The following is a 21,446-nucleotide window of genomic DNA, read 5'->3' on the forward strand; positions in this document are numbered from 1 at the left end:
CATTTCTGTAACGCGATCGCGTATGGATTGTAAAAACCGCATCTTGAAATCGGGAATGTGCACGGCATGAATTTTTATAAATAAAAATTATTGTCATTCTTGCATGGCATAAAAAGGAGTACAGGTTTATGAATATACTTCAATACAGGTATCATCTTACTTGTGCATTGTCATGCGCAGTTGCCATTCCCGCCCTTGTCATCGGACTGGGGGGAGAAAGCAGCTATGCTGCTCCAGTCGCGGCAGATAATACGACGACAGCCAAACCGCGCCATGTCAAGCCTTCAGGTCGTGCAGGCACCCGTGCCGCCCAACCCACGACCAGCGCGCCCGTGCCGCCCCCAGCGCCTGAAATGCTCAGGGTTTCCACGGCGCATAATGTTTCCCGCGGGTCGCAGCAGGCCGTATCGCGCAAGACAATGGACATTTATGTTCCCGGCACCAGCCCGCTGGCCGTGCTGGCGAATACGACACCGGGCGTAAGCTTTGCATCCGATGACCCGTTCGGCCTCGATACGGTGGCAAACACGCTTTACATCCGTGGCTTCAACCAGAGCCAGATCGGCGCCACGCTTGACGGCATACCCATGGGTGACCAGGGATTCCAGCAATATAACGGCCTCGATATCAATGAGGCGGTGATTCAGGATAATATTGCTGGCATGCAACTTTCCCAAGGTGGGGGGGCGCTCAGCACGCCCTCCACAACAAACCTGGGTGGTGCCCTGACCTACCGCACCAGCGACCCTGACGAAGAGGCAGGCGGACGCGTATCACAGACATTTGGCAGCAACCACACCTTTCGCACGTTTGCCCGGGTGGATAGTGGCAAGCTGAATGCTTCGGGAACCAGGTTTTATGCCTCCTATGCCCGGACTGACGATAATTTATGGAAAGGCTATGGCGACCAGCTTGCCCAGCAGGTCAATTTCAAGCTTGTTCAGCCATTTCATGATGTAGGCAAAATCTCTGCCATTTTTGACTGGTCCGAACTGGACCAGTACAATTACATGGCGGAAAGCCTGAATATGCTGAAAACACTGGGCGGAAACCTGAATTACCTTTACCCGAACTATGGCGAGGCCTATGCCGCAGCACAGGGGAACTATTCAGCCAATATACAGAAACTGGGTAATGCGCAGGATGAATCAAGTGCAACCTATAATGATGCCGGGCAGAAACAGCGTAATTTCCTTTCCGCCCTTATTGCCGAATTTCATCTGACACCGCGCCTGACAGAAAAAACAATCCTGTATGCCCATGTCTCCAGTGGCAACTATGAAATGGAGGAAGCCATTCCTTCCCCCAACGGTTCGCCCATGAGCCAGTATGTCGGCCATATGGGCATGCGCCGGATCGGTGGCATACAGTCCTTTGAGTATGATATTGCATCGAACCACATCCAGGCTGGTTTCTGGTATGAAAATAACTGGAACAGTTTCCCTGCCCGTTTGTATAGCGAACCCCTGTTGGGGCAGGGGCAGCCGATCAGTTCCATGGGGCCATATGTCAATCCCTATACGACTGAATTCGACGATGAGTACAATACCAATACCTTCCAGTTCTTCTTGCAGGATACATATCACATCAGGCGTAACCTGACGGTCAGCGCAGGGTTTCGCTCCATGCTGCAGACCACGCATGGTGGTGCAAGTTACAACAACGCCGCCTATACAGGAGCCAGTGCCCTGCCGCGTGGCAACCTGACTGCGGCAGATGCTTTTCTCCCGCATTTTTCAATGAATTATACCTTTCTCCGGCACCATGAATTGTATTTCGATATAGCGGAAAACATGCGCGCCTATACTTATTATCCGTGGAACATGCCCAATGGCGGGGCATGGACAGATTCCAACCAGCAGGTTTTCAACGATACCAAGAACTCCCTGCGGCCTGAACGGACATGGGATTATGTTGTCGGCTACAGGTACAATTCCAGACGCCTGTCTGCCTCGGTCGATTTTTATCATGTTGATTATTATAACCGGCTGGTCAGCACGGAAGCGGGCAATATTTTCCAGCCTTACAGCACCTTTACCAATGCAGGTAAGGAAACCATGAACGGCGCGGATGTTTCTGCAACACTACGCCCGGTCAAAGGGTTGGAAATATTCAACAGCTTCAGTTATAATGATGCGCAGTATGAAGGCGGTATTGAATATGAAGGCCAGTATGTGAGCCTGAAAGGCAAGCACCAGGTTGCCTACCCCAAGTTCATGTATAAAACCAATGCGACATACACGTATAAAAATGCCAGCGCTACGTTCAGCGCAACCTATACGGGGCGTCGGCCGCTTTCTTATGTGAACGACACATACGTACCGGCTTACTGGCTGGCCAACCTTTCGGCTACCTACAATTTCGGGCATATCGGATTTGCCAAAAACCTCAAGATTAATTTTGGTGTCTACAATCTTTTCAATACCACCTATGTAGGAGGCATGGGGATCGAGGGTTATCCACTCTCAGGTGACTATCCGACGCTGTTTATCGGTGCGCCCCGGCAGTATTTCGGCACGGTTTCCGCGCAGTTCTAAACAGGCCGCTTTCCCTTTATTTATAGAAGGTTCTGCCAGATGTGCCAGGCCTGCGTACATACCATTCACCGCCATAAGGCGCATTTTGGCTGGAACCGTGACACGTCGCCCGTTCATGTTGCTAGGTCTGGTGACGTTTTGTGCTTCGAGTGTGCCGATGCTTCTGGCGGTCAGATAGACGTGGATGCAACTGCGCGCACACTGGAGGCACTCGATTTCGGGCGCATCAATCCCCTTAACGGACCTGTTTATGTAGAGGGTGCGCAACCGGGGGATGCGCTTAAAATAACCGTCAACCGCTTCCATCCATCGGGGCAGGGCTGGACTGCGAACATACCCGGCTTTGGCCTGCTGGCAGACCAGTTTCCCGAGCCATCCCTTTATCTATGGCGCTACGATCCCGTCACATTGGGGCCTGCGCTTTTTGGCCATAAGGGCGTGCGGGTGCCATTGAAGCCCGTTATTGGCACGATTGGCGTAGCCCCGGCAGAGCCAGGCCTGCATTCCGTTGTGCCGCCACGGCGGGTAGGGGGCAACATGGATCTGCGCGATATCGCTGAAGGAAGCGTACTTTACCTGCCGGTAGAGGTGGAAGGGGCGCTCCTGTCACTGGGAGATACGCATGCGGCGCAGGGTGATGGTGAAGTATGCGGAACCGCAATTGAAAGCGCCATGAATGTGGAAATACGTGTTGAGTTACTCAAGCGCACGGCTCTGCCCGCGCCGCGCCTGACCACTTCCGGCCCGGTTACACGTCATCTTGACGGAGCAGGATATGAAGTTACAACCGGGATCGGCCCCGACCTGTTTCAGGCTGCACGGGAAAGTGTTTCCCGTATGATCGACCTGCTGGGGTGCCAGTATGGTATCTCACCCATCAATGCTTACATGCTCTGCTCGGTTTGCGGGGATCTGCGCGTGAGCGAGATCGTGGATGTGCCGAATTTTATCGTATCGTTCTATTTTCCCCGCATTGTGTTTCATTAAAGCGATAGCCAGCGGGGCATCATAAGGAGCGCATGTAAGCGGCGACAGCCGCCCTGCTGCCGACGCCAGTCTTGTTCAATATATTGACAATATGGGTTTTTACGGTCGAAACCCCGATATGCATTATTTCCGAGATTTCCCAGTTCGAGGCGCCTTTTTCAAGCAGGAAAACGACCTCGACTTCCTTGTTGGTAAGCTGGAATTTTTCTTTCAGGACGCGACATATCCGCCGGTCACGCATCTGTGGATGCTGCTGGAGGGTAAATTCCATGTAACGGCGCAGGGCTTCCCACTGGAAATCAGTCGGGAAAGGCGTGCGGTCCACCTGGCGCTTCATCACGCTTAACAGCGCCACGGCGTCATTTTCATTGCGGAAAAGGAAATTGATTTCGTCTACAATTCCGTGACGTTGCAAAAACGTATCATGAATCTGGTTGTGGTCATGTGAATTGTGGCTACGCTCATGGTCCAGCATGAGCACATTGTTTGATCCATTCAGAACTTTGCGGATGCTGAGGGGATCGTAGGTATAGAAGCCGTTATTGAAATATTCCGGCAACAGGTCGGCTTCCGTACCGGTCAGCTCTATTGTCTGAACAAATTGAGCGGAATCAACCCAGAACAGAATGGCAGATGATGCCTGTAACAGATCGCACCCGAACGCCAGTGTCGCCTGAGTACAGGGATGGCATGTCTCCTGGGAATGAGTAGCCGTCATCACCGTCATGGCAACCGGCGACATATCAGGGCCAAGCCTGTCATGCTGTTGCGGTGTTTTCTGACGACTCATGGGTTTGTTCCTTTCTTCCAGTTGAGTGGAAGATGCGCGCCTGAACGCGCGGACCGGATCGGGGGAGCGCGAAAGAGAGCATGGAATGAACGGTATCTGACCGGTTCTTTCCGAAAAAAATCCTATATATGGAATATGTTAATTTCAAGCTGCCTGATGAAGGAATAATGGATGCATCGGGTTTAAGAAAAATAATGTTGCGACAAGGCAACATAATTGCATAAAGTAAAGAATTCATCAGGTGAATTTCAGAATAAAATTTAAAATATTTTTTATGGATTTTGGTTTAATATGTGTCCGGTATTATATTATTATCCCGTAACGGATATCCAGGCCGGAACGGGATGGTCATTCTGTTACCATTACAGCTTTATGACATGCCCGTGACTGTCACGGTATCTGTGTTTTCTTGTGGGGTGGCGTCAACATGTCTGGCACATCGGAACCCGGCTGCACGAAACGTAAGCTGGGGTTAATCGAGCTTCTGGCGCTTTCCCTGGCTTTCATCAGCCCCACGGTGGTCCTGTGTGCCAATGGGCAGGCGCTGGTGGGGCTGACCCATGTTGCCTTGTGGAAGGTATACGGGCTTGGCTGGATCGGCATCTCCGCCATTGCCTATAGCTTTGGCCGCCTTGCTTCCATGGGGGGGCATGTCGGGATGGCTGACGTTGCGGTCGGGCAGGTCCTGGGGAAACGGGCAGGGCAGTTTGCATCCCTTGCACTACTGGGGGCCTATGCAAGTTTTTCACTGGCCAACCCAAATGTGACAGCCTCGTTTGTTTCGGATATTATTTATATGTTATATCCGGATATGCATATAACGTCTTACCTGCCGTTTTTTATGCTTGTCCTGTTTTTCAATCTCATGATCATACGTGGCCAGACCAATACTATCATGCATGTTCTGCTGGCCATGGAAGGGGTGGGAATCATCCTGATCATCTATCTGTGCGGCGCTGTTTTAATGCAGCCTCATACTGCTGTTGCGCCCACTGTCGTGCCCGCGGAGCCCATCAGAATATCTTCTGTCCTTTCTGGTGTTGTCATTGCCTTCCTGTCCTGGGCAGGATTTGAATCATGCATGACCCTGTCAGAAGAAAATGGAGATTCACCCCGTGTGATGCATCAGGCCCTGGCGGCAAGTGTCATCATATCCGGCATCATGTTTGTTGGTGTCATGGCTGTTATTCAATATGGCTTTGAGCGGCACCTTGGTGGCCTATCGGCCCTGGCCGTATCATCCAATGCCCTTGCTGATATGGCCCGCCACTATATAGGGCGATGGAGCATGGTTGCCTTTGGGTTTGCGGCACTCGGCTCTGCTTTTGCCGGAACAGTCGCGGCCATTACGGCATGCAGCAATCTCGCGCGTCATGTCGTGAGCGGGTCGGGCAGTGTTTTGCCAGCATCCAGCGCAGCATTCCTGTCAGATCATATCCTTTCTCCATTCGGGATTACCGTTTTGATTGTATGCCAGCAATTTTTGCTTGTCCTGTTGAAGCCGGTCATGCCGGCGCTCCCCTCTGGTGGAATGGATATTTATGCATTTTTTGGCACCGTGGGAGCCATATGTATCATGATAAGCTATTTATTGGTGCAGTTATCCGCACTGGTTGCTTTTTACAAACAGAGAGGTAGATCCGGTTGGTGGGAAATCATGATTGCTCTTTTTGGTCTGGTCTTTATTGCTACCGCGATTTTTAGTTGTATATACCAAGATGGTCGCGCCGCTTTGTGTGCTCTATTGGCGGGTATGTGGATGGCATGTGGCGCAATGGGTTTTCTATTTATGTCACGATGGAAAAACAATTTTATATTCTGCAGAAAAATACGATAGGAAACGGCCTGCTGCCCTGACATGAACACGTACCCCGTGGCGGCTTTATGGCTGCTCTCCTGCCAAAGCCTGCCCTGCGCCGCTACCGTATATGCTGGTCATCAGGAAGGTGAATTGATGGCATGGTCCGATTTCATCAAGACCAGGTAACACAACCCTCCCGTCAGGCATCCGATAAACCATGCAAATTCGGACAGGGCCGATAAAGCAGGCACGAACACGCTCGCGCCCCCCGCCACCACCGCAATCAGCAGGGCCAGGACGGCCGCCGGGTTAACCCCGTTGCGGTACCAGTAACGGCCCTGCGCACTGGTGGTGTAAAGTGCTGCAACATCAACCTGCCGGCGGCGCACGATATAGTAGTCACAGACAAGGATGCCAAATAGCGGGCCGATAAACGTGGCCAGCACATCCAGTGTCAGATGCATGACCTGTGGGTTGCCATACAGTTTCCATGGCATGATGACGATCGATCCGGCGGCCGCGATCATGCCGCCACTCCGCAGGCTGATATGCCGGGGCGAGAGATTGGAAAAATCGAACGAGGCCGAGACGAAATTGGCCACGATATTGATGCCTGCCGTGGCAATGATGAATGTCAGCATGCCAAATATGACCGCAGTCAGGCTATCGATATGCGCGACCGTTTCCACCGGATCGATCATGACATGGCCAAAAGCGGGTGCGGTCAGGGCAATGGTGCAGATTGTCAGGGCTGAAAACCCGATGAAATTGAACGGCAGCCCCCAGAAATTGCCGCGCCTGATATCCGCCGCACTGCGCCCGTAGCGGGCAAAATCACCAAAATTGAGCATCGGGCCGGAAAAATACGAGACTACGAGTGCCACGGCATTCACGCTGGCCCATGCCAGTGCGCTGCCATGCAACGGGGCGCCCGCACCCGTAATGCGCAAGGAAAAATGGCGCCACCCCACATGATGGAGCAGGTACAGGTCGAGCGCGATCATGATGGCGTATACGGCAGGCCCCGCCAGTTCGATAAACCGTCGGATTGTCTCGATCCCCCGCCAGAAAATGGCGGCCTGCACCAGCCATAAAAGGCCAAATGCGCCCCACCCTACGGCTGAAAGCCCCAGCATGCCGTGTAGCCGGGCCTCGGCCCATGGTGTCAGGCCGGGGGCAAGCCGCAGGGTCAGCACCACCAGCGCGTTTGATGCCAGCCAGGTCTGTATGCCGTACCAGCATACGGCAATCACGCCGCGGATCAGCGCGGGAATATTGGCGCCGAGCACGCCAAAGGACATGCGGCATACAACCGGAAACGGCGTGCCCGTGCGCTGGCTGGGCACCGCCACAAGGTTGCACAGGGCGTTTACAATCAGTACGCCCGCCAGCAGGGCGGCAAAAACCAGCCCCGAAGGCAGGCCGAGTGTAAAGAGGTTGCCAGCCGTGACATAGCCGCCAACGCTATGCACATCCGACATCCAGAAAGACAGGTAATCGTACCAGTTCCAGTCCTGCCTTGCTGCAGGGAGCAGATCGCTATTGCGTAACCTGTCATCGTGCGGGGCTGGATCAGATGGAACTGCTTCCGGTCGTGCCTGCATGTTCATACACTGCTCCCCCGCAGGCCACTATGCCCGGGTGTGGTGGCCGTGTGAAGGTCATGCGGGCTCATGGATTCCATTGCACGGTGCCCGCTCAGAACCCGGCCCGGAAGGTCACCACGGCGGAGAAACGCCCCAGCGTATTATAAGTAGGCGCCGTGCCCTGGATCTTGCCGATGGTGGTATTGGTCAGGCTGACGCTGTTGATGGCGGAATAGGCGTGGCTGTCGATCATGTTGTTGACCCACAGCATGACTTCCGGGCTTTTGAGAAAGCTCAGCCCACGCCCCACCAGGCTGTTGCGCGGCAGGCGCGCACCCACTGTGGCATTCATGGTGTAAAGCGAGGGCAGGGCTTCCTGGTTCATGAAGGTTGAATACTGTTTGGAGAAGTAGTTCAGGCCATAATTCCAGAAGAAGATGCCGTTATCCCAGTCCACGCCAAGCGAGGCCGCCCATGTGGGCGTGTTGACCGCCATCTTGCCCTTGGTGGGCAGGCCCTGGATATCGTTGTCGATGGTCGAGTGCAGATACTGCATGGATGCATAGGGGCGGAAATGGTGGATGGGGCGCGTGCCGATTTCCGCGTCAAACCCGTTGGTGGTCTGGTTGCCTGCGTCAATCACCTGCCCGATGGCCTCGTTACCGAGGAACATCGAGGTGGAAACCTGATGATGCGACAGGTTGTAATGGAAATACGTGAAGGACCCGATGATGTATTTGCCGGTGTAGCGCATGCCCACTTCTTCGGTAATATTATATTCATCATGGATGTGGGTCTGGCCCTGATTGGCGATCTGCCCGGTATTGGGGTTGATGGTGGTGATCATGGCGCTGTCAGGCGGGGCCTTGGCGCCAGTCGAGACCCCACCGAAGATCTGCACGTATTTGTTGAGCTGGAAATGGCCGCCAAGCGTGGGCAGCGGCATGAACTCGTTGGCGCTGACCTTGCGCTGCAGGCCGGGAATGTTGTCGGTGCCGTCACGGTGGATCATGGTCACGCGCATGCCGCCATCAAGCACAAGCCGCCCGTTGAGCAACGTGACCGTATCGCCCGCATAGATGCCGTTGACGGTGGAAATGTCGCTGTAGTTCTGGGAATAGAAAACCTGCCCGTTGCCCAGCCGCAGCGAGTTGCGCGCCCGCCCCCATGAGGTTGCCGGGTCGCCCCCGCTGCTGACCCCGGTATAGCCGACAAGGTTGGTGGAATTGTCGTAATCGAACCAGTAGCCCAGATAGATATGGTGATTGCCGGCCTTGTAGCTCAGCTTGGCGTTCACGCCGCCGCGCATTTCGTTCAGGCTGCTGTACTGCTCGGCCACGCCATAGGACTGGCCCGCCTGCTGGCCGGGAATGACAATGGATTGCGGGCTGCTGCCATAGCCATTGTACACTTGGTCGTTGAGTTCAAAACCGGAGCCGTAAACCTTCTGGTTGGCCGCGACATAGGGGGTGACATCCAGCCCGAACCGCCCGAAGTTGAAGTGCGAGGGGGCGGCGATGTTGAAGGTCTTGGAATGCAGCCAGTTCAGCTTCCAGTAATCGGTGCCGCCAGCAGCATCATTGAGGTTGTAGGAACCGGCCAGTTCGTTCTTCAGCCCCTTCTGCTTCCAGCTGGCCATGGTCATGTCCCAGTAGGGCTCGTTGCCGATAATGCCGCGCGTGAAGCCACCGACCAGCGACACGCGGTTGCCATCGCCCCATTCCTTGAGGATCTTGAAGTCGATATGCTTGAAGTCTTCCTGGCCAGGGCCATGGTAGAACGTGTCATGCTGGTTGGAGAACGAGATGTAGGACCGGATGCCCGTCTTGCCCCATTCACCCGTGTCCACGCGCAGGAACTGGCGGGTATAGTCGCGGTTGCCCACGCCCACATCGGCCAGCCCGCCGAATTTCTTTGAAGGATCGCGGCTCTTGAACTCGAACATGCCACCTGACCCGTTGATGGCGGGCGTATCGAGGTTGGATGAGCCGGGCTGCACGGAAACGCTGCCGATATTCTCGCTATCGCTCACCCATGCCACGTCAAGGTTGTAGCCACCGATACTGCTCAGCGGCATGCCTTCCCATACATTGGCAATCTGGTCCTGTGTCAGGCCACGCATGCTCAGGGCGGATTTCTCATGGCCCGCGGGGTCGGTATTGGCGACTACGATGCCCGGCAGCAGCTTGACGGCGTTATAGGCGTTCTGCGCGGGTGACTGCTTCATGATGTAGTCGGGGGTGACGGTGCTGCGGGCCTTGGGTGCGGTCTGTTTCTGGATCAGGCCGCCACCGGGTGCGCGCCCGGTCACGCCATCGGCTGAATGGACAACACTGGCCCCCACCCGGATCTGCTCGGCCCCGCCCGTGGCCTTTACGCCCTGTGGCTGGGCGGTGGCGGGATGGGCGTCGTGTGCATGTGTACCATCATGGGCCGATACCGTGCGGGCCAGGGCCGCCCCGCGTGGCGCACCGAGCACCAGCGCGCTTGTCAGCACCAGGAAAAACCGATGACCGGGGGCCTGAACGGAAAAACGGAGCAGCGGCAGGGCCTGCCTGGAGGGATGCGATCCGGTCGGGCTTTTTCCGTCAAGGTACATTGCCGGTGTCCTTATTCTTTATCCCACCCGGCAGGCCGGGATCATCATATGGAATGATACTTGAGAGAAATGTCTCTCATTACGGATATAGGATAATATCGGTTCAAAATACGTGTCAACGCATATTGTTTACAAAAATGGATTTCAATCCTGGCAGGCGCGCACGGCCGCGCCAGAGGCCAGATAACGGTGCAGTTCGGGGGACAGGCCCACCGTCTCCATGCAATCCCGAGGGGGCTGCGGCGGCCCGGGGTGCTGCAGCAGGTTAAAGGTTTCCTGCAGGCTCTCGTGCAGGGAGCACAGGACCGGGGCGGTGACGTCGGGCGCAATCCGCGCGGCAAAGCCGGCCAGCCCCGCGCCGCCCAGCACCACGCGGGCGGCGCCATCCTCCTGCACCGCTTCATTGCAGGCGCGCACAATCTGGCGGCAGGCGGCAGCGCCGCCCTGCGCCAGCACATTGCCCGCGGCGGGCAGTATGCGGATGGACGCCAGTCGCGCGCTCAATCCCATGGCCTGCACCAGGGTCACGAGCATGGGTTTCCATTCCGGGCCACCGGTCACGATGGAGAAGCGCCCCGGCAGCCGTGCCGCGCGCATAAGGGAAGCCTGCGCCATGCCCGCAACCGGCACCGGGCAGATGCTGGCCAGCGCCTCGCGCCCCGGGTCGCCAAAACAGGCCACCAGCACCGCGTCAAACGGGCCGCGCGCGCATGCCAGTGCATCGAGCACCGCATGGCCTGCAATGGTTACGGAAACGCGGTTGGTCAGGTAGCGCGCCCCGAACCGGGCCGTGACCGCCTCAATCGCAACAGCACCGGCAAACTGGGCTTCGGCATACGCTGCCATGCGTTGCGTCATGTCCGTATCGGTATTGGGATTGATAAGCAGCAGGCGCGACACGGGCAGGCATCCAATCATGATTAAGGTGGGCCATATCACTGGCCTCTGTCAGTCAGTATGATTTGGAAACGTGTTTCGTCAACCATTATTGTTTACAATATCAAGGCTCTTGACGGAAGCGCCAGACTGCCCCAACAGAAATGCGTTTCAGCAAAAGGGGAGGGGAGGCACGGGCCATGGGATCATCTGCCAAGGAAGAGGCGCGCATTGCTGATGCCTTGTGCAAGGCGGTCCTGGAGCGCAAGCTGGCGCCTGGCAGCAAGCTGCCGGAGGAAGAGCTTGCCCAGATCTTTCGCTCCAACCGCGCCAAGATCCGCCGGGTGCTGCTGCTGCTGTCGCGCTCGCACATCGTTACGCTGGAGCCGGGGCGCGGGGCGTTTGTCAGCCGCCCCTCCCCACAGGAAGCGCGTGACGTGCTGGCCAGCCGCCGCCTGATCGAGGTCAGCCTGCTCGCGCGTCCTTACCGCAGGCTATCGGCGCAGGCGGCTGAGCGACTGCGCCGGATCATGGCGGAGGAAGCCCAGGCCCATGCGGCGCATGACGCGATTGCCATGATCTATCTTTCCGGCCAGTTTCACCTGACCCTGATCGAGGAACTTGGTAACAAAGTGCTGAAAAGCATTACCGGCGAACTGATTCTGCGCATGTCGCTCATCATCACCATGTATGAGCGACAGAACACGACGTGTTGCCTGTCTTCCGATCATCACGATCTGCTGGAACTGCTTCTGGCGCATGATTATGTCGAAGCCTCCGCCCTCATGGCGCGGCATCTGGAAGGGATTGAAAGCTGCCTTGATTTCCACCGCGAGCCAGCCACCACGACCATCCTGAGCCAGATCCTCCAGCCCCTGAAAGACTGAGAGCCGCTCTGGTAAAAGAGAATATCATGTGCAGGCGCAGTGTTCAGGCGGTGCGGGCGGAGGTGACCCGCTGGCCGCTTCCTGCCGGTGCGCCATCAGGCGGGCGGGTGCGTGTTCACGCCGTGCCGCGGCCATGGCCGTATGCAACTGGGCATAAATGTTCTCCGCCCCGATAACCGGGGTGATGCGATGGCGGTCCATGTCGGCGCGGAGATAGGGCGTGACCCGCCCGAATATGATCCTGACCCCCTGTTGCCTGAGGCTGGCAAACAGGTCGCGCAGGTCACTTGCGGCTGAAAAGTCGATATCGGTAATCGCGCTGGCATCCACCACGATACAGTCAGGCTGCGCGCGCGCAGGGGCCACGAGGGAGCGGATATCACTGACAAAGCGCATCGAGTTGGCATAGAACAGATCCGCGCAGAACCGGTAGAGCAGCACGCCCGGCGCGGTCTGCACCCCGGTCGAGACAGGTTGCGGCTCAAGCAGGCCGGAATGCGTATCATAACACAGCAGCATGGTATGGGGCTCGTAACTGTGCCGCACATGGCGGAACAGCGAGAGCGCAATGGCCAAGAATATGCCCTGTTCCACGCCGATGCTGATAACGGCGGCCGCCGTGGCAAGCGCCAGTCCGCACTCGCCCGGACTTTCACGGTAGATGGCCAGCATGGCGCGCCGGTCGATCATGCCGAGGGCGACCGTAAAGACGATCGAGGCCAGCACGCAGCGCGGCAGGTATTGCAGCGGCCCGGTCAGGAACAGCAGCACGAGCATGGTGATGCCGGCAAAGGTCAGTTGCGCAAGCTGCGTGCGCGCGCCCGCCTGCACGGCCATGGCGGTTTGGGTCGGGCTGCCATTGACGCTGAAGGTGCCACTCAGCCCGGCGGCGGCGTTGGCTGCGGCAAGGCCGAGAATGTCGGCATTGTCATTGACCGGATCATGAAAGCGCTGGGCAAAGGCGCGGGATGTTGCGGCACTCTGCGCAATGATGACAAACACGCATGATGTGGTGACCGGCAGCAGGGCCAGCATTTCATTCCACGAAACATCAGGCAGGCGCAGGCGCGGCAGGCCGCTCTCAATCGGGCCGATGATGGCAATGCCATGCCCTGACAGGTCAAACATCATGCTGGCCATGATCGACCCCACCACTGTGAGCAGTGGCAGCGGCAGGCGGGGCGCCAGCCGCTCGCCCGCCATGATGGCCGCTACAATGCTCGCCGAGAGGAGCAGCGTCGGACCATTGAGCCGTGGCAGGCGCTGCACTGTCTGGAACAGTTGCAGCATGGTGTTATGGGCCGTGACGTCTATGCCCAGCATGTCGCGCGTCATGGCAAGTGCCACCTGCACGCCCACGCCGGCCATGAACCCCACCAGCACGGTGCGGGAGAGGAAATCAGCCAGAAAGCCAAGGCGGAACAGCCGCGCGACGAGCAGGAACCCCGCGCTGAGCAGGGCGACCATGCTGACCAGCGCCATGTAATGCACGCTGCCCGGCACGGCCATGCGCCCGAGCGCGCTGGAGAAAATCGCCGCCGTGGCGGAATCAGCCGCCACCACCAGATGGCGCGAGGCCCCAAACCCCGCAAAGGCTACAAGCGGGAGCAGAACCGTGTACAGGCCGGTCACCGCAGGCATCTGGGCAATGCGGGTATAGCCCAGCACCTGCGGAATGTTCATCGATGCCAGCGACAGCCCGGCAACAATATCGCGTAGCCGCCCCCGCATGGTCCTGTCCGGTTCCATCACCTCAGCGCCTTGTGGCGTGGCGGGCGTCTGTCATGTTCATTGTATCTGTTTCCACCCTGTATTCCGGCCTGTCTTTATCGTGAATGCGTTGCCGTATCCAGCCATGCCAATTGCGGATGCGATGGAAACAACGCAATTCCATAAACGGTGAATTTCCATAAGGGTGTCAGGCCGGTACGGCTACAGTTCAGCCCACTGGCGCAGCAGGTTGTGGTAGGTGGCGGTCAGGCCGAGCACGGCGGGGTGGCTGTCGGGCAGGGTGCGGCGAGTTTCGATGATCGACTGGTCGAACTGGTAGAGCAGGGTGCGCTGCACGTCATTGCGCACCATGGACTGCGACCAGAAAAACGACGCCCAGCGGCTGCCGCGCGTAACGGGGCTGACGCTGTGCAGGCTGGTGGCGGGGTAGAGCACCATGTCGCCTGCGGGGAAGCGCACCTTCTGCGTGCCATAGGTGTCCTGTATCATCAGTTCGCCGCCGTCATATTCATCAAGCTCGCTGAGGAACAGCGTGGAGGACACATCGGTGCGCAGCCGGTGGCCCGTGCCCGGCAGGGGACGGATGGCGTTGTCGATATGGGTGTGAAAGCACATGCCCGCGTCATAGCGGTTGAACAGGGGCGGGAACACGCGCAGCGGCAGGGCCGCGCTGTTGAAGGTGGCATTGCACCCCAGGCGTTGCAGCACCAGGTCGGCCAGGTCACGGCTTTCCGCGCTGTCATGCGGGATCTGGAGGTTGAACTTGGCCTTGGCGGACTGCTCGCCCGCCGTCACGCGTCCGTCAACCCATTGCGAGCGGCCCAGCACCGCGCGGCAATGGGCTACATCATGGCGGCTGAGCACGCCGGGAATATGAATCAGCATGAGGAATTTCCTGTTGACCGGATCATTGTGCTCAATGCCCATGATCGCCATGATCGCCATGATCGCCATGATCGCCATGATCGCCATGATCGCCATGATGCGGCAGCAGGCGCAGCAGGAGGTCGTTTGACTTCTGGCCGCAATCCGTTGCGATCTGTTCCAGCGTCTCGTCAGTGGAATGCACCGTGCAGCCCTCATGGCTCAGGCGTTCGGCCAGTGCGTCGGGTGTAGCGTGCAGCACGGGGGCCAGTGTGTTGAGCGGCGCATGGGTCAGCAGCGGAAAAAGCTGGCGCGCGGGGTTGCCGCCCGCATGCCCCGTGGTGAGCACGAAGGCAATGGCGGCAACCAGCGACAGCCCGCAGGCCACCAGCATGGAGGGCGTGCGGAAGTAAAGCAGGAACTGCGACCAGTTGCGCCACATATGCAGCACGAAAGGCAGCAGCAGCACCATGCTCAGCCAGACATGCATGGAGTGGAACATGCCCGGCATCCAGTGAAAGAACAGGGCCGTGCCGGAAATGGCCGAGACCAGGAACAGGCCGGTAATAAGGGGCGTGGCGTATTTCTTTATCATTATTTTCATGTGTCATGCGATCGTGTTGTGGTGAAAAGCCTGTCGGGAAAAATATCCGGCACTTACGGCAAGGCCCCCCATTACCTGTCATCGGCAGGGGGCATCATCCGCCTTGTGGCCTCCTGCGCTACAGAGCGCAGCAGGGGCTCGGGCCTTGCAGCCACAAGCGTGGCAATGGCGGCAAAGACATCCCCGAAGCCGTATTCCAGCGCCTTGCGCAGCCACGGCATGGCCTGCGCCGTCTGGCCTGCGGCCAGATGCAGCCGTGCCAGATTGACGCAGCCCCAGCAGTCGCCTGCCATTGCTGCGGCATGAAAGAACATCGGCGCGCTTGCGGGCTGCGCCGCGGGCACCATGCGCCGTTCCGCCATGATGCCCAGCATGTTCAGGGCCTTGGCAACCCCCGCGCGCGATGCCGCGACATAAAGGACATGGGCACGCCCCGGATCGGCCCGCACGCCCTGGCCTGCCAGGTACAGGTCGGCCAGGTTGAACAGCGCCCAGCCATACCCGCTATCTGCCGCATGGGTGTAAAGGAGGGCCGCGGTGGCCGGGTTGCGCGTGGTGCCCCAGCCGCGCTCGTAAGCGCGGCCGAGCATGTTCACCGCACGCGGGTCGCCACTGCGTGCGGCCGCCTCGAACATGAGGAAGGCGTCCTCCTTGCGGCCCTGGTCAAGATGGATCTGCCCCAGCATGAGCTGCGTCTCCACCACGCCTGGCATGGGGCGGGCGTGGCAATTTGGGGCAGCCTGTCCGCATTCATTCATTTCAGCACGGTATTCTCTTGTTTTGGACAGTATATGTCATTCATTTTGGAATATAGAAGTATCAAAATGATACGCCAATGCTGCCAAGGAAGTAACGCCCCGGTGAAGGAACCGCCCGCGAGCCGGAAAACGAGGAGGCATAATTGAGCCGGTTGGTGATGTTGTTGGCGTTGAACGAGACATGGTAGTGCCTGTAATCCCATGAAACCATGCCATTGAGATTGAAGGTGTAGGGCATGCGGGCTGTATTGGTCGTGTCCGGACCGGCCCAGTAGCCTGATGAATACTGTGCGCCACCGCCAATCTTGAGGTCACCCCACTGTGGGCGCAGCAGCATGCGCGAAAGGTCATACGAACTCCACACCGACATATTGTTGTGCGGCACCTGTGGCGCGACCTTGCCGTTATCGCCGGTGTTGCTGTGGGTCACGCGCCCGTCCATGTAGGAATAGGAGGCGAAGACCTGCCAGTCGCGCGTGATCTTGCCGTTCGCACTCAGTTCTACGCCACGGATGCGGCGGCCACTGCCGGAATCGGCAAAGCCGGTTTCCATGTCGCCATTCACGTCATAATAACGCGAATTGTTTTCGCTGATCTGGAAGAAGGCGACCGTGGTGCCCAGCCGCTTGTGAAAGAAGTCGGACTTGTTGCCAAACTCGAACAGGTCGCTGCGCTGGGGCGAGAGGTTGACGCCTTTCTGCGCCACGTCACCCGCCTGCGGCTTGACCGTGACCAGTGAGGACACATCCGTGCCCACGGGCTTGTACGAGCGTGCGAAGGTGAAGTAGAATGATGTATCCTTCAGCGGTGAATACATGATGCTGCCCGAAGGGCTCCAGCGGTCGGATTTCTGCTCGGCGCGGCCATCGCTTGCGGTTGACTGCTTGTAATACGTGCTGCTGAACGAATCCCACCGCGCGGTGCCGAACAGCGAAAGCTGCCGGGTCAGCTGTATGCGGTCGGCCAGGAACAGCCCGAGGTCACGCGCATTGGCATTGCCGTAGCCCGTGGCGGGAAAGCTGAGCGACGTGCCCGGATAGGCATATTGCGGGTTGCGGATGGTCTGGTTGTTGGTGCGGTTGGTGAAGCTGCCCGGCCAGCGCGAATCACTGGCGTAGTTGATGTCCACCCCCGCCTTGAGGTCATGATGGACAAAACCGGTATTGAAGCGCGCGCGCCCCATAATGACATTCTGCACGCCCCAGCCCTGCTGCCGGTAGGCCGCACCGCCGCCCGCGCCATAGGGCAGGGCGTAATTGCCACCCGAGAGGATGGCGGCGGCGCATGCCCCCGAGCACGCGGCAGGCGTGGTGGCGGTGTAATCGCGCTCGTACAGGCTCAGCCGCGTGTCATTGGTGAGCGTGAACCAGCGCGTGATGTCTGATTTGAGCGCGGAGGTGAGGGTGTGGATATTGGAGCGGTCAAAGTCGAAATTGCGGGTGTAGCTGGTGTTACGGGCCACGCCATAATCGGTAATGGGGCGATAGATGCCGCCGACATCGATCATGCTCACGCCGTAATCGGGCTTGCTGTTGCTGTTCAGCCACTGCCATGTCAGGTGCCATGACGTTTTGCTGCGCAGGCCCACGCCAAAATCGACCGCGGCGCCATAGCGGTTTGAGGTCACGTTGTCGCGGTCAACCACATCCTGCTTGTTGAACATGCCATTGATGCGAATGGCCATGTCCTCATTGATCTGGTAGTTGATGTCGCCCACGCCACGAAAGAGCGGCCCGCTGCCAAAGGTCTGGTCATAGCTGTAGCTGGTGCCCGCATGGGCATGCTTCTGGCTCTGGTTGATGACACCGCCCACATTGCCCGCGCCGAAATATTCGCCCGATGGGCCTTTTATGACCTCGACGCTCTCGGTGTTGAAGGTATCGCGCGTATAGGTGCCAAAATCACGCAGGCCATCGGTATAGATATCCTGACGCGCCTGCAGCCCGCGAATGCGGAACTGGTCGCCATTCAGCCCGCCCGCGCCCTCGCCGGTGGAAAGGGTAATGCCCGGCACGTTGGCCAGCGCCTGGTCGAGCGTGAAGGCGCGCTGCTGCCTGATCAGCTCCTGCGGCACGACGGTAATGGTCTGCGGCGTGTCGCGCACGCTGGCGGGCATGCGGGCGATATGCAGGGTCTCGCTATTGGTATTGCCCGATTCAATGCCGGCATCTTCCGCGTGGGCCTGGCCGCCCACGCGCACGGCAGACAGCTTGATGGTGCTGTCGGCTGTATCGGTCGGTTCGGGCGGGGCCTCGGCATGGGCCTCATCCGCGCCCGCGCCTAGGCCGACCGACATGCCCAGTGCCACGGCCACGCGAAGACCGTGCCCCTGTGCCCTGGTGGGGGAGAGTTCTGGCTGGCTCAATTCACCACTCCTGCTGCACCCTACATGGTGGGTGTGTTGTCTGATTATGATGACGGAAACGGGGTGTTGATAATCGCTCGCAACACATAACGCAAATGATTCTCATTATTATAACAAAGAACAAAGCTAAGTGTTGCCTGCGAGCAACATGGTCAAATTAAGAATAAGAACGAAAAACTTATGAAATAATATGTAATCATGTAACAGCGGGAGTGCCAAGTAGCGTAAAGAGACCTGTTTTATCAAAGAAATGTGGCGAGCAGGGCCGTGGCGCGACGGGGGCTTGCGCTATGGCATCAATAATTTGATATTGATTATCACTTGCATAATGGGCCGGAATTTGCCATCTGCTGGTGCGGCATGCCCGTGCGGGCACAAAAGCGTTGTTCCGTTGTGTCAGGAATGATCGTGTGTCCTGAACAGCAGGCGTGCATGCCGTTATTGTATTCACAAAGTAAAAATCCAGGATTCATTCATGCCGCCAGTCCTTTCTTCGCCCATGTCATTCTCCGCGTGGGAGATGTTCGTGCATGCGGGGCCCGTGGTGCGCGGCGTCATGCTCGTGCTGGTGGCATGCAGCCTCATCACATGGACCATCCTGATCGCCAAAACCGTCGAACTCCTGCTGGCCCGCAGGCAGATGCACAACGCCGCCGCCGCGCTGGACCAGTGCGCATCGGTGGCGGATGGTGCTGATGGCGCGCCCGCCTGCCGCATTGCCCGCACCCTGCTCGTGGCGGTGCAGGCCGAGCGCAGGCAGTCGCATGATATCGCGGGCGATGCGGAGGGGGTGAAGGAGCGCATAGTCCTGCACCTTGAGCGGCTGGAGGCCGCCGAGGGGCGGCGGTTCATGCGCGGCACCGGCCTGCTGGCCACCATTGGCGCGACGGCTCCCTTTATCGGGCTGTTTGGCACGGTCTGGGGCATCATGACCGCGTTTACCGGCATTGCGGCCAGCCGGGCCACGAGCCTGGCCGTGGTGGCCCCCGGCATTGCCGAGGCCCTGCTGGCAACCGCGCTCGGCCTTGTGGCCGCCATACCGGCGGTGGTGATCTATAACCACATCATGCGCCAGTCGGCGGGGTGCCGGGCACAGGTGGCTGATCTCACCGCGCTGGTCATGCGCCTGGTTTCGCGCGATCTGGGGCGCGCGGCGCAGGACAGCGCCGTGCTGCGCGGCTACACGCTGCATGATGCCCGCGCGGCGGCGGAATAGGGCGGCGGGTCATGGCAATGCAGCGTATCCGCCACGGTGATGACAGCGTGCATGAGGCGCATGACATCAATGTCACGCCCTTTATCGACGTGATGCTGGTGCTGCTCGTGATCTTCATGGTCACGGCGCCCCTCACCACCGTCAATGTGCCTGTTGATCTGCCTTCTTCCACCGAAAAGCCTGTGCCCCGCCCCGATGCTCCGGTCTTCCTGACCGTAAAGGCCGATCACGGGCTGGCGCTGGGCGAGGATGACGTGACCCCCGACAGCCTGCCCGCAGCCCTTGCCGCCGCAACGCAGGGCGACCGTGACGCGCGCATTTTCCTCCGTGCGGATAAAACCGTGGATTACGGCACGCTGATGGGCGTGATGGACCGGCTGCGCGCGGCGGGTTATCTGAAAGTCGCCCTGGTCAACCTGCAAAATGCGGGTGAGGGGAGCACGGCACCCTGATGCCCACCGTTTTCCCGACCCGTGACACTCCCGGTTCCTTTACACTATGGCGCGCCGCCAGCCTGCGGCGGGCTGACCGGCGCGATGGGCTGGTATGGGGCGCATCCCTGCTGGTGGTTCTGGGCGGGCTGGCGGGTGCGACGTGGTGGATGATGCGCCAGTCGCCCCCGGTCATGCCCGTGCCTGAGGCCCCGCCAGCGGCCATCGCCATTGACCTGGCCCCCGAACCTGTCGCCACCCCCGTGCCCCCGACCGATGCGCCGCCCGGCCCCATGCAGGTTCTCTCGCAGCCTGATCCCACGCCGCTGCCGCCCCCCGAGATCACGGCCCCCCCTTCACCCGCGCCCAACCCGCCCGTTGTCGTGCCCCGCCATGAAGACCGAAAGACCCCGCCGAAAAAGAAACGGCCCACGCCCCCCGTCAGGGATGCCCCCCCTGACCGCAAGCCCCCAGCCGCGGCCACAACGGCGCCGCCCAGTCTTGCCGCCCCGCATGCGCCAGCGCAGGCCGCACCCATGCCGGGGGCCGACCCGGCCCATGCCACGCATGCGCTGCCCACCTGGCAGGCCGCACTGCTGGCACGGCTGGAGCACTACAAACGCTACCCCGCGCAGGCGCAGGCAGGGCGGCAGGAAGGGGTTGCGGTGCTGCATTTTGCAATGGACCGGCAGGGGCATGTCCTTTCAGCCCGCATCGAACGGAGCGCAGGCCATGCGCTGCTCGATGCGGAAACGCTGGACCTGCTCCGGCGGGCCGAACCCCTGCCGGTGCCCCCGCCCGAGGTCAGGGGCGATCCGATCGTGCTGAGCGTGCCGGTGGAATTCCACCTCGATCAGGCACAACGCTGACGGGCAGCCTGAAAAAGCAGGCAGGCCGCAGAGGCGCTGCGAACCAGCCACGCGCCGTTTTCCGCCTGATGGAAGGGCAGCGGGCGTAAAACATCACGCCTGCATTACGGCCAGACCCATGGCTTTCCCATGGCGCTTGCCCACGCGGCGCGCCGTCAGGCCAGGGCCAGCCGGCAGGGAATGCCCCTGCGTGGCCCTGATGCGCCGGGTGCAGGGGGGACGCAGCGCTTGCCGTCTGTCGCAACCGCGCGTTGTAATGTGGTGCGGTCAAGCCACCTGCCTGCACGTTCGCCCGGCCCTGCGGGGCCGGATGTCAGGCCAGAGCCGCTCCTGCGGCCTTTCAGTGTCGCACCATCGTCATGCTATGCCTTTGTGGCCGTGTGCCGCGATGTTCGTGGCATTCATGTAAAACCCGCATGGCGGGAAGGGGGCTGAACTGGCTTGCTGCGCCATCTGTCAGGCACCGTTCGGGTGCGATCCGCAGGGTGATTGCTGGTGCATGCAACGCCCGGCAGTGCACCCCCTGCCGCAGGCGGGGGGCGCAT

Annotated in this window: 16 protein-coding genes; 7 read left to right on the top strand and 9 right to left on the bottom strand. The window is 59.2% G+C overall.

All coding sequences use genetic code 11. The annotated features are described in order from the left end of the window. The first annotated feature begins 128 nt into the window (after positions 1–128). Both DV027_RS06735 and DV027_RS06740 read left to right on the top strand, forming a co-directional pair. Entirely contained in the window at positions 129–2,537 is a 2,409-nt protein-coding gene (locus DV027_RS06735) for a TonB-dependent receptor (RefSeq protein ID WP_342633708.1), read from the top strand. A 39-nt stretch (positions 2,538–2,576) separates the two neighbouring features. Beyond that, positions 2,577–3,524 (top strand): acetamidase/formamidase family protein, encoded by a 948-nt coding sequence (locus tag DV027_RS06740; RefSeq protein WP_130731107.1) that lies wholly within the window; start codon positions 2,577–2,579, stop codon positions 3,522–3,524. A gap of 19 nt (positions 3,525–3,543) precedes the next feature. Here the strand turns inward: DV027_RS06740 and DV027_RS06745 are convergent, their stop codons facing one another. Continuing rightward, positions 3,544–4,314 carry a helix-turn-helix transcriptional regulator gene (locus tag DV027_RS06745; RefSeq protein WP_130731108.1) on the bottom strand — a complete coding sequence of 257 codons (771 nt, stop codon included), beginning with the start codon at positions 4,312–4,314 and terminating at the stop codon, positions 3,544–3,546. A 427-nt stretch (positions 4,315–4,741) separates the two neighbouring features. Between DV027_RS06745 and DV027_RS06750 the strand changes: the two genes are divergently transcribed. Next, a complete protein-coding gene (locus DV027_RS06750) occupies positions 4,742–6,151 on the top strand; it encodes an APC family permease (protein ID WP_130731109.1) in 1,410 nt (469 codons plus the stop codon). A 101-nt stretch (positions 6,152–6,252) separates the two neighbouring features. On the opposite strand, the gene DV027_RS06755 is transcribed toward DV027_RS06750, so the two are convergent. The 3 genes from DV027_RS06755 to DV027_RS06765 all read right to left on the bottom strand — a co-directional run bounded on the left by DV027_RS06755 (position 6,253) and on the right by DV027_RS06765 (position 11,218). Beyond that, the gene (locus tag DV027_RS06755) at positions 6,253–7,725 is read right to left on the bottom strand and encodes an NCS1 family nucleobase:cation symporter-1 (protein ID WP_130731110.1); all 1,473 of its coding nucleotides are present in this window, start codon (positions 7,723–7,725) and stop codon (positions 6,253–6,255) included. A gap of 88 nt (positions 7,726–7,813) precedes the next feature. Next, the gene (locus tag DV027_RS06760; RefSeq protein WP_130731111.1) at positions 7,814–10,300 is read right to left on the bottom strand and encodes a TonB-dependent receptor; all 2,487 of its coding nucleotides are present in this window, start codon (positions 10,298–10,300) and stop codon (positions 7,814–7,816) included. Between the two features lie 144 nt (positions 10,301–10,444). Further along, the gene (locus DV027_RS06765) at positions 10,445–11,218 is read right to left on the bottom strand and encodes an aspartate/glutamate racemase family protein (protein WP_130731112.1); all 774 of its coding nucleotides are present in this window, start codon (positions 11,216–11,218) and stop codon (positions 10,445–10,447) included. Between the two features lie 158 nt (positions 11,219–11,376). Between DV027_RS06765 and DV027_RS06770 the strand changes: the two genes are divergently transcribed. Then, the gene (locus DV027_RS06770) at positions 11,377–12,063 is read left to right on the top strand and encodes a GntR family transcriptional regulator (protein ID WP_130731113.1); all 687 of its coding nucleotides are present in this window, start codon (positions 11,377–11,379) and stop codon (positions 12,061–12,063) included. Between the two features lie 24 nt (positions 12,064–12,087). Here the strand turns inward: DV027_RS06770 and DV027_RS06775 are convergent, their stop codons facing one another. From DV027_RS06775 to DV027_RS06795, 5 genes are all read right to left on the bottom strand, one after another. Continuing rightward, the gene (locus DV027_RS06775) at positions 12,088–13,812 is read right to left on the bottom strand and encodes a SulP family inorganic anion transporter (protein WP_130731114.1); all 1,725 of its coding nucleotides are present in this window, start codon (positions 13,810–13,812) and stop codon (positions 12,088–12,090) included. 183 nt (positions 13,813–13,995) lie between these two features. Beyond that, complete coding sequence (locus DV027_RS06780; RefSeq protein ID WP_130731147.1) at positions 13,996–14,679, bottom strand: Fe2+-dependent dioxygenase; 684 nt, start codon at positions 14,677–14,679, stop codon at positions 13,996–13,998. 31 nt (positions 14,680–14,710) lie between these two features. Continuing rightward, positions 14,711–15,262, bottom strand: a complete 552-nt coding sequence (locus tag DV027_RS06785; protein ID WP_242621767.1) for a hypothetical protein — start codon at positions 15,260–15,262, stop codon at positions 14,711–14,713. A gap of 71 nt (positions 15,263–15,333) precedes the next feature. Then, complete coding sequence (locus tag DV027_RS06790; RefSeq protein WP_130731115.1) at positions 15,334–16,020, bottom strand: tetratricopeptide repeat protein; 687 nt, start codon at positions 16,018–16,020, stop codon at positions 15,334–15,336. A gap of 61 nt (positions 16,021–16,081) precedes the next feature. Continuing rightward, the gene (locus tag DV027_RS06795) at positions 16,082–18,385 is read right to left on the bottom strand and encodes a TonB-dependent receptor (protein WP_207303435.1); all 2,304 of its coding nucleotides are present in this window, start codon (positions 18,383–18,385) and stop codon (positions 16,082–16,084) included. Between the two features lie 475 nt (positions 18,386–18,860). Here DV027_RS06795 and exbB point away from each other — a divergent pair, with 475 nt between their 5' ends. Genes exbB through DV027_RS06810 form a run of 3 tightly spaced genes read left to right on the top strand, consistent with a single transcriptional unit; the run spans position 18,861 to position 20,901 of the window. After that, complete coding sequence (gene exbB / locus DV027_RS06800) at positions 18,861–19,601, top strand: tonB-system energizer ExbB (protein ID WP_130731116.1); 741 nt, start codon at positions 18,861–18,863, stop codon at positions 19,599–19,601. Between the two features lie 17 nt (positions 19,602–19,618). After that, positions 19,619–20,053, top strand: coding sequence for a TonB system transport protein ExbD (gene exbD / locus DV027_RS06805; RefSeq protein ID WP_130731149.1), 435 nt, complete (start codon positions 19,619–19,621; stop codon positions 20,051–20,053). Further along, a complete protein-coding gene (locus DV027_RS06810; protein WP_130731117.1) occupies positions 20,053–20,901 on the top strand; it encodes an energy transducer TonB in 849 nt (282 codons plus the stop codon). The genes exbD and DV027_RS06810 overlap by 1 nt, the downstream gene beginning before the upstream one ends. Positions 20,902–21,446 lie beyond the last annotated feature (545 nt).

The sequence above is a fragment of the Komagataeibacter xylinus genome, assembly GCF_004302915.1.
Taxonomy (GTDB): Bacteria; Pseudomonadota; Alphaproteobacteria; order Acetobacterales; family Acetobacteraceae; genus Komagataeibacter; species Komagataeibacter xylinus_C.

Bases quoted from the DNA above. Each gene is read 5' to 3' on its own strand.
- DV027_RS06735 (WP_342633708.1), top strand. From the start codon at position 129: ATGAATATACTTCAATACAGGTATCATCTTACTTGTGCATTGTCATGC.
- DV027_RS06740 (WP_130731107.1), top strand. From the start codon at position 2,577: ATGTGCCAGGCCTGCGTACATACCATTCACCGCCATAAGGCGCATTTT.
- DV027_RS06745 (WP_130731108.1), bottom strand. From the start codon at position 4,314: ATGAGTCGTCAGAAAACACCGCAACAGCATGACAGGCTTGGCCCTGAT.
- DV027_RS06750 (WP_130731109.1), top strand. From the start codon at position 4,742: ATGTCTGGCACATCGGAACCCGGCTGCACGAAACGTAAGCTGGGGTTA.
- DV027_RS06755 (WP_130731110.1), bottom strand. From the start codon at position 7,725: ATGAACATGCAGGCACGACCGGAAGCAGTTCCATCTGATCCAGCCCCG.
- DV027_RS06760 (WP_130731111.1), bottom strand. From the start codon at position 10,300: ATGTACCTTGACGGAAAAAGCCCGACCGGATCGCATCCCTCCAGGCAG.
- DV027_RS06765 (WP_130731112.1), bottom strand. From the start codon at position 11,218: ATGATTGGATGCCTGCCCGTGTCGCGCCTGCTGCTTATCAATCCCAAT.
- DV027_RS06770 (WP_130731113.1), top strand. From the start codon at position 11,377: ATGGGATCATCTGCCAAGGAAGAGGCGCGCATTGCTGATGCCTTGTGC.
- DV027_RS06775 (WP_130731114.1), bottom strand. From the start codon at position 13,812: ATGGAACCGGACAGGACCATGCGGGGGCGGCTACGCGATATTGTTGCC.
- DV027_RS06780 (WP_130731147.1), bottom strand. From the start codon at position 14,679: ATGCTGATTCATATTCCCGGCGTGCTCAGCCGCCATGATGTAGCCCAT.
- DV027_RS06785 (WP_242621767.1), bottom strand. From the start codon at position 15,262: ATGAAAATAATGATAAAGAAATACGCCACGCCCCTTATTACCGGCCTG.
- DV027_RS06790 (WP_130731115.1), bottom strand. From the start codon at position 16,020: ATGAATGAATGCGGACAGGCTGCCCCAAATTGCCACGCCCGCCCCATG.
- exbB (WP_130731116.1), top strand. From the start codon at position 18,861: ATGCCGCCAGTCCTTTCTTCGCCCATGTCATTCTCCGCGTGGGAGATG.
- exbD (WP_130731149.1), top strand. From the start codon at position 19,619: ATGCAGCGTATCCGCCACGGTGATGACAGCGTGCATGAGGCGCATGAC.
- DV027_RS06810 (WP_130731117.1), top strand. From the start codon at position 20,053: ATGCCCACCGTTTTCCCGACCCGTGACACTCCCGGTTCCTTTACACTA.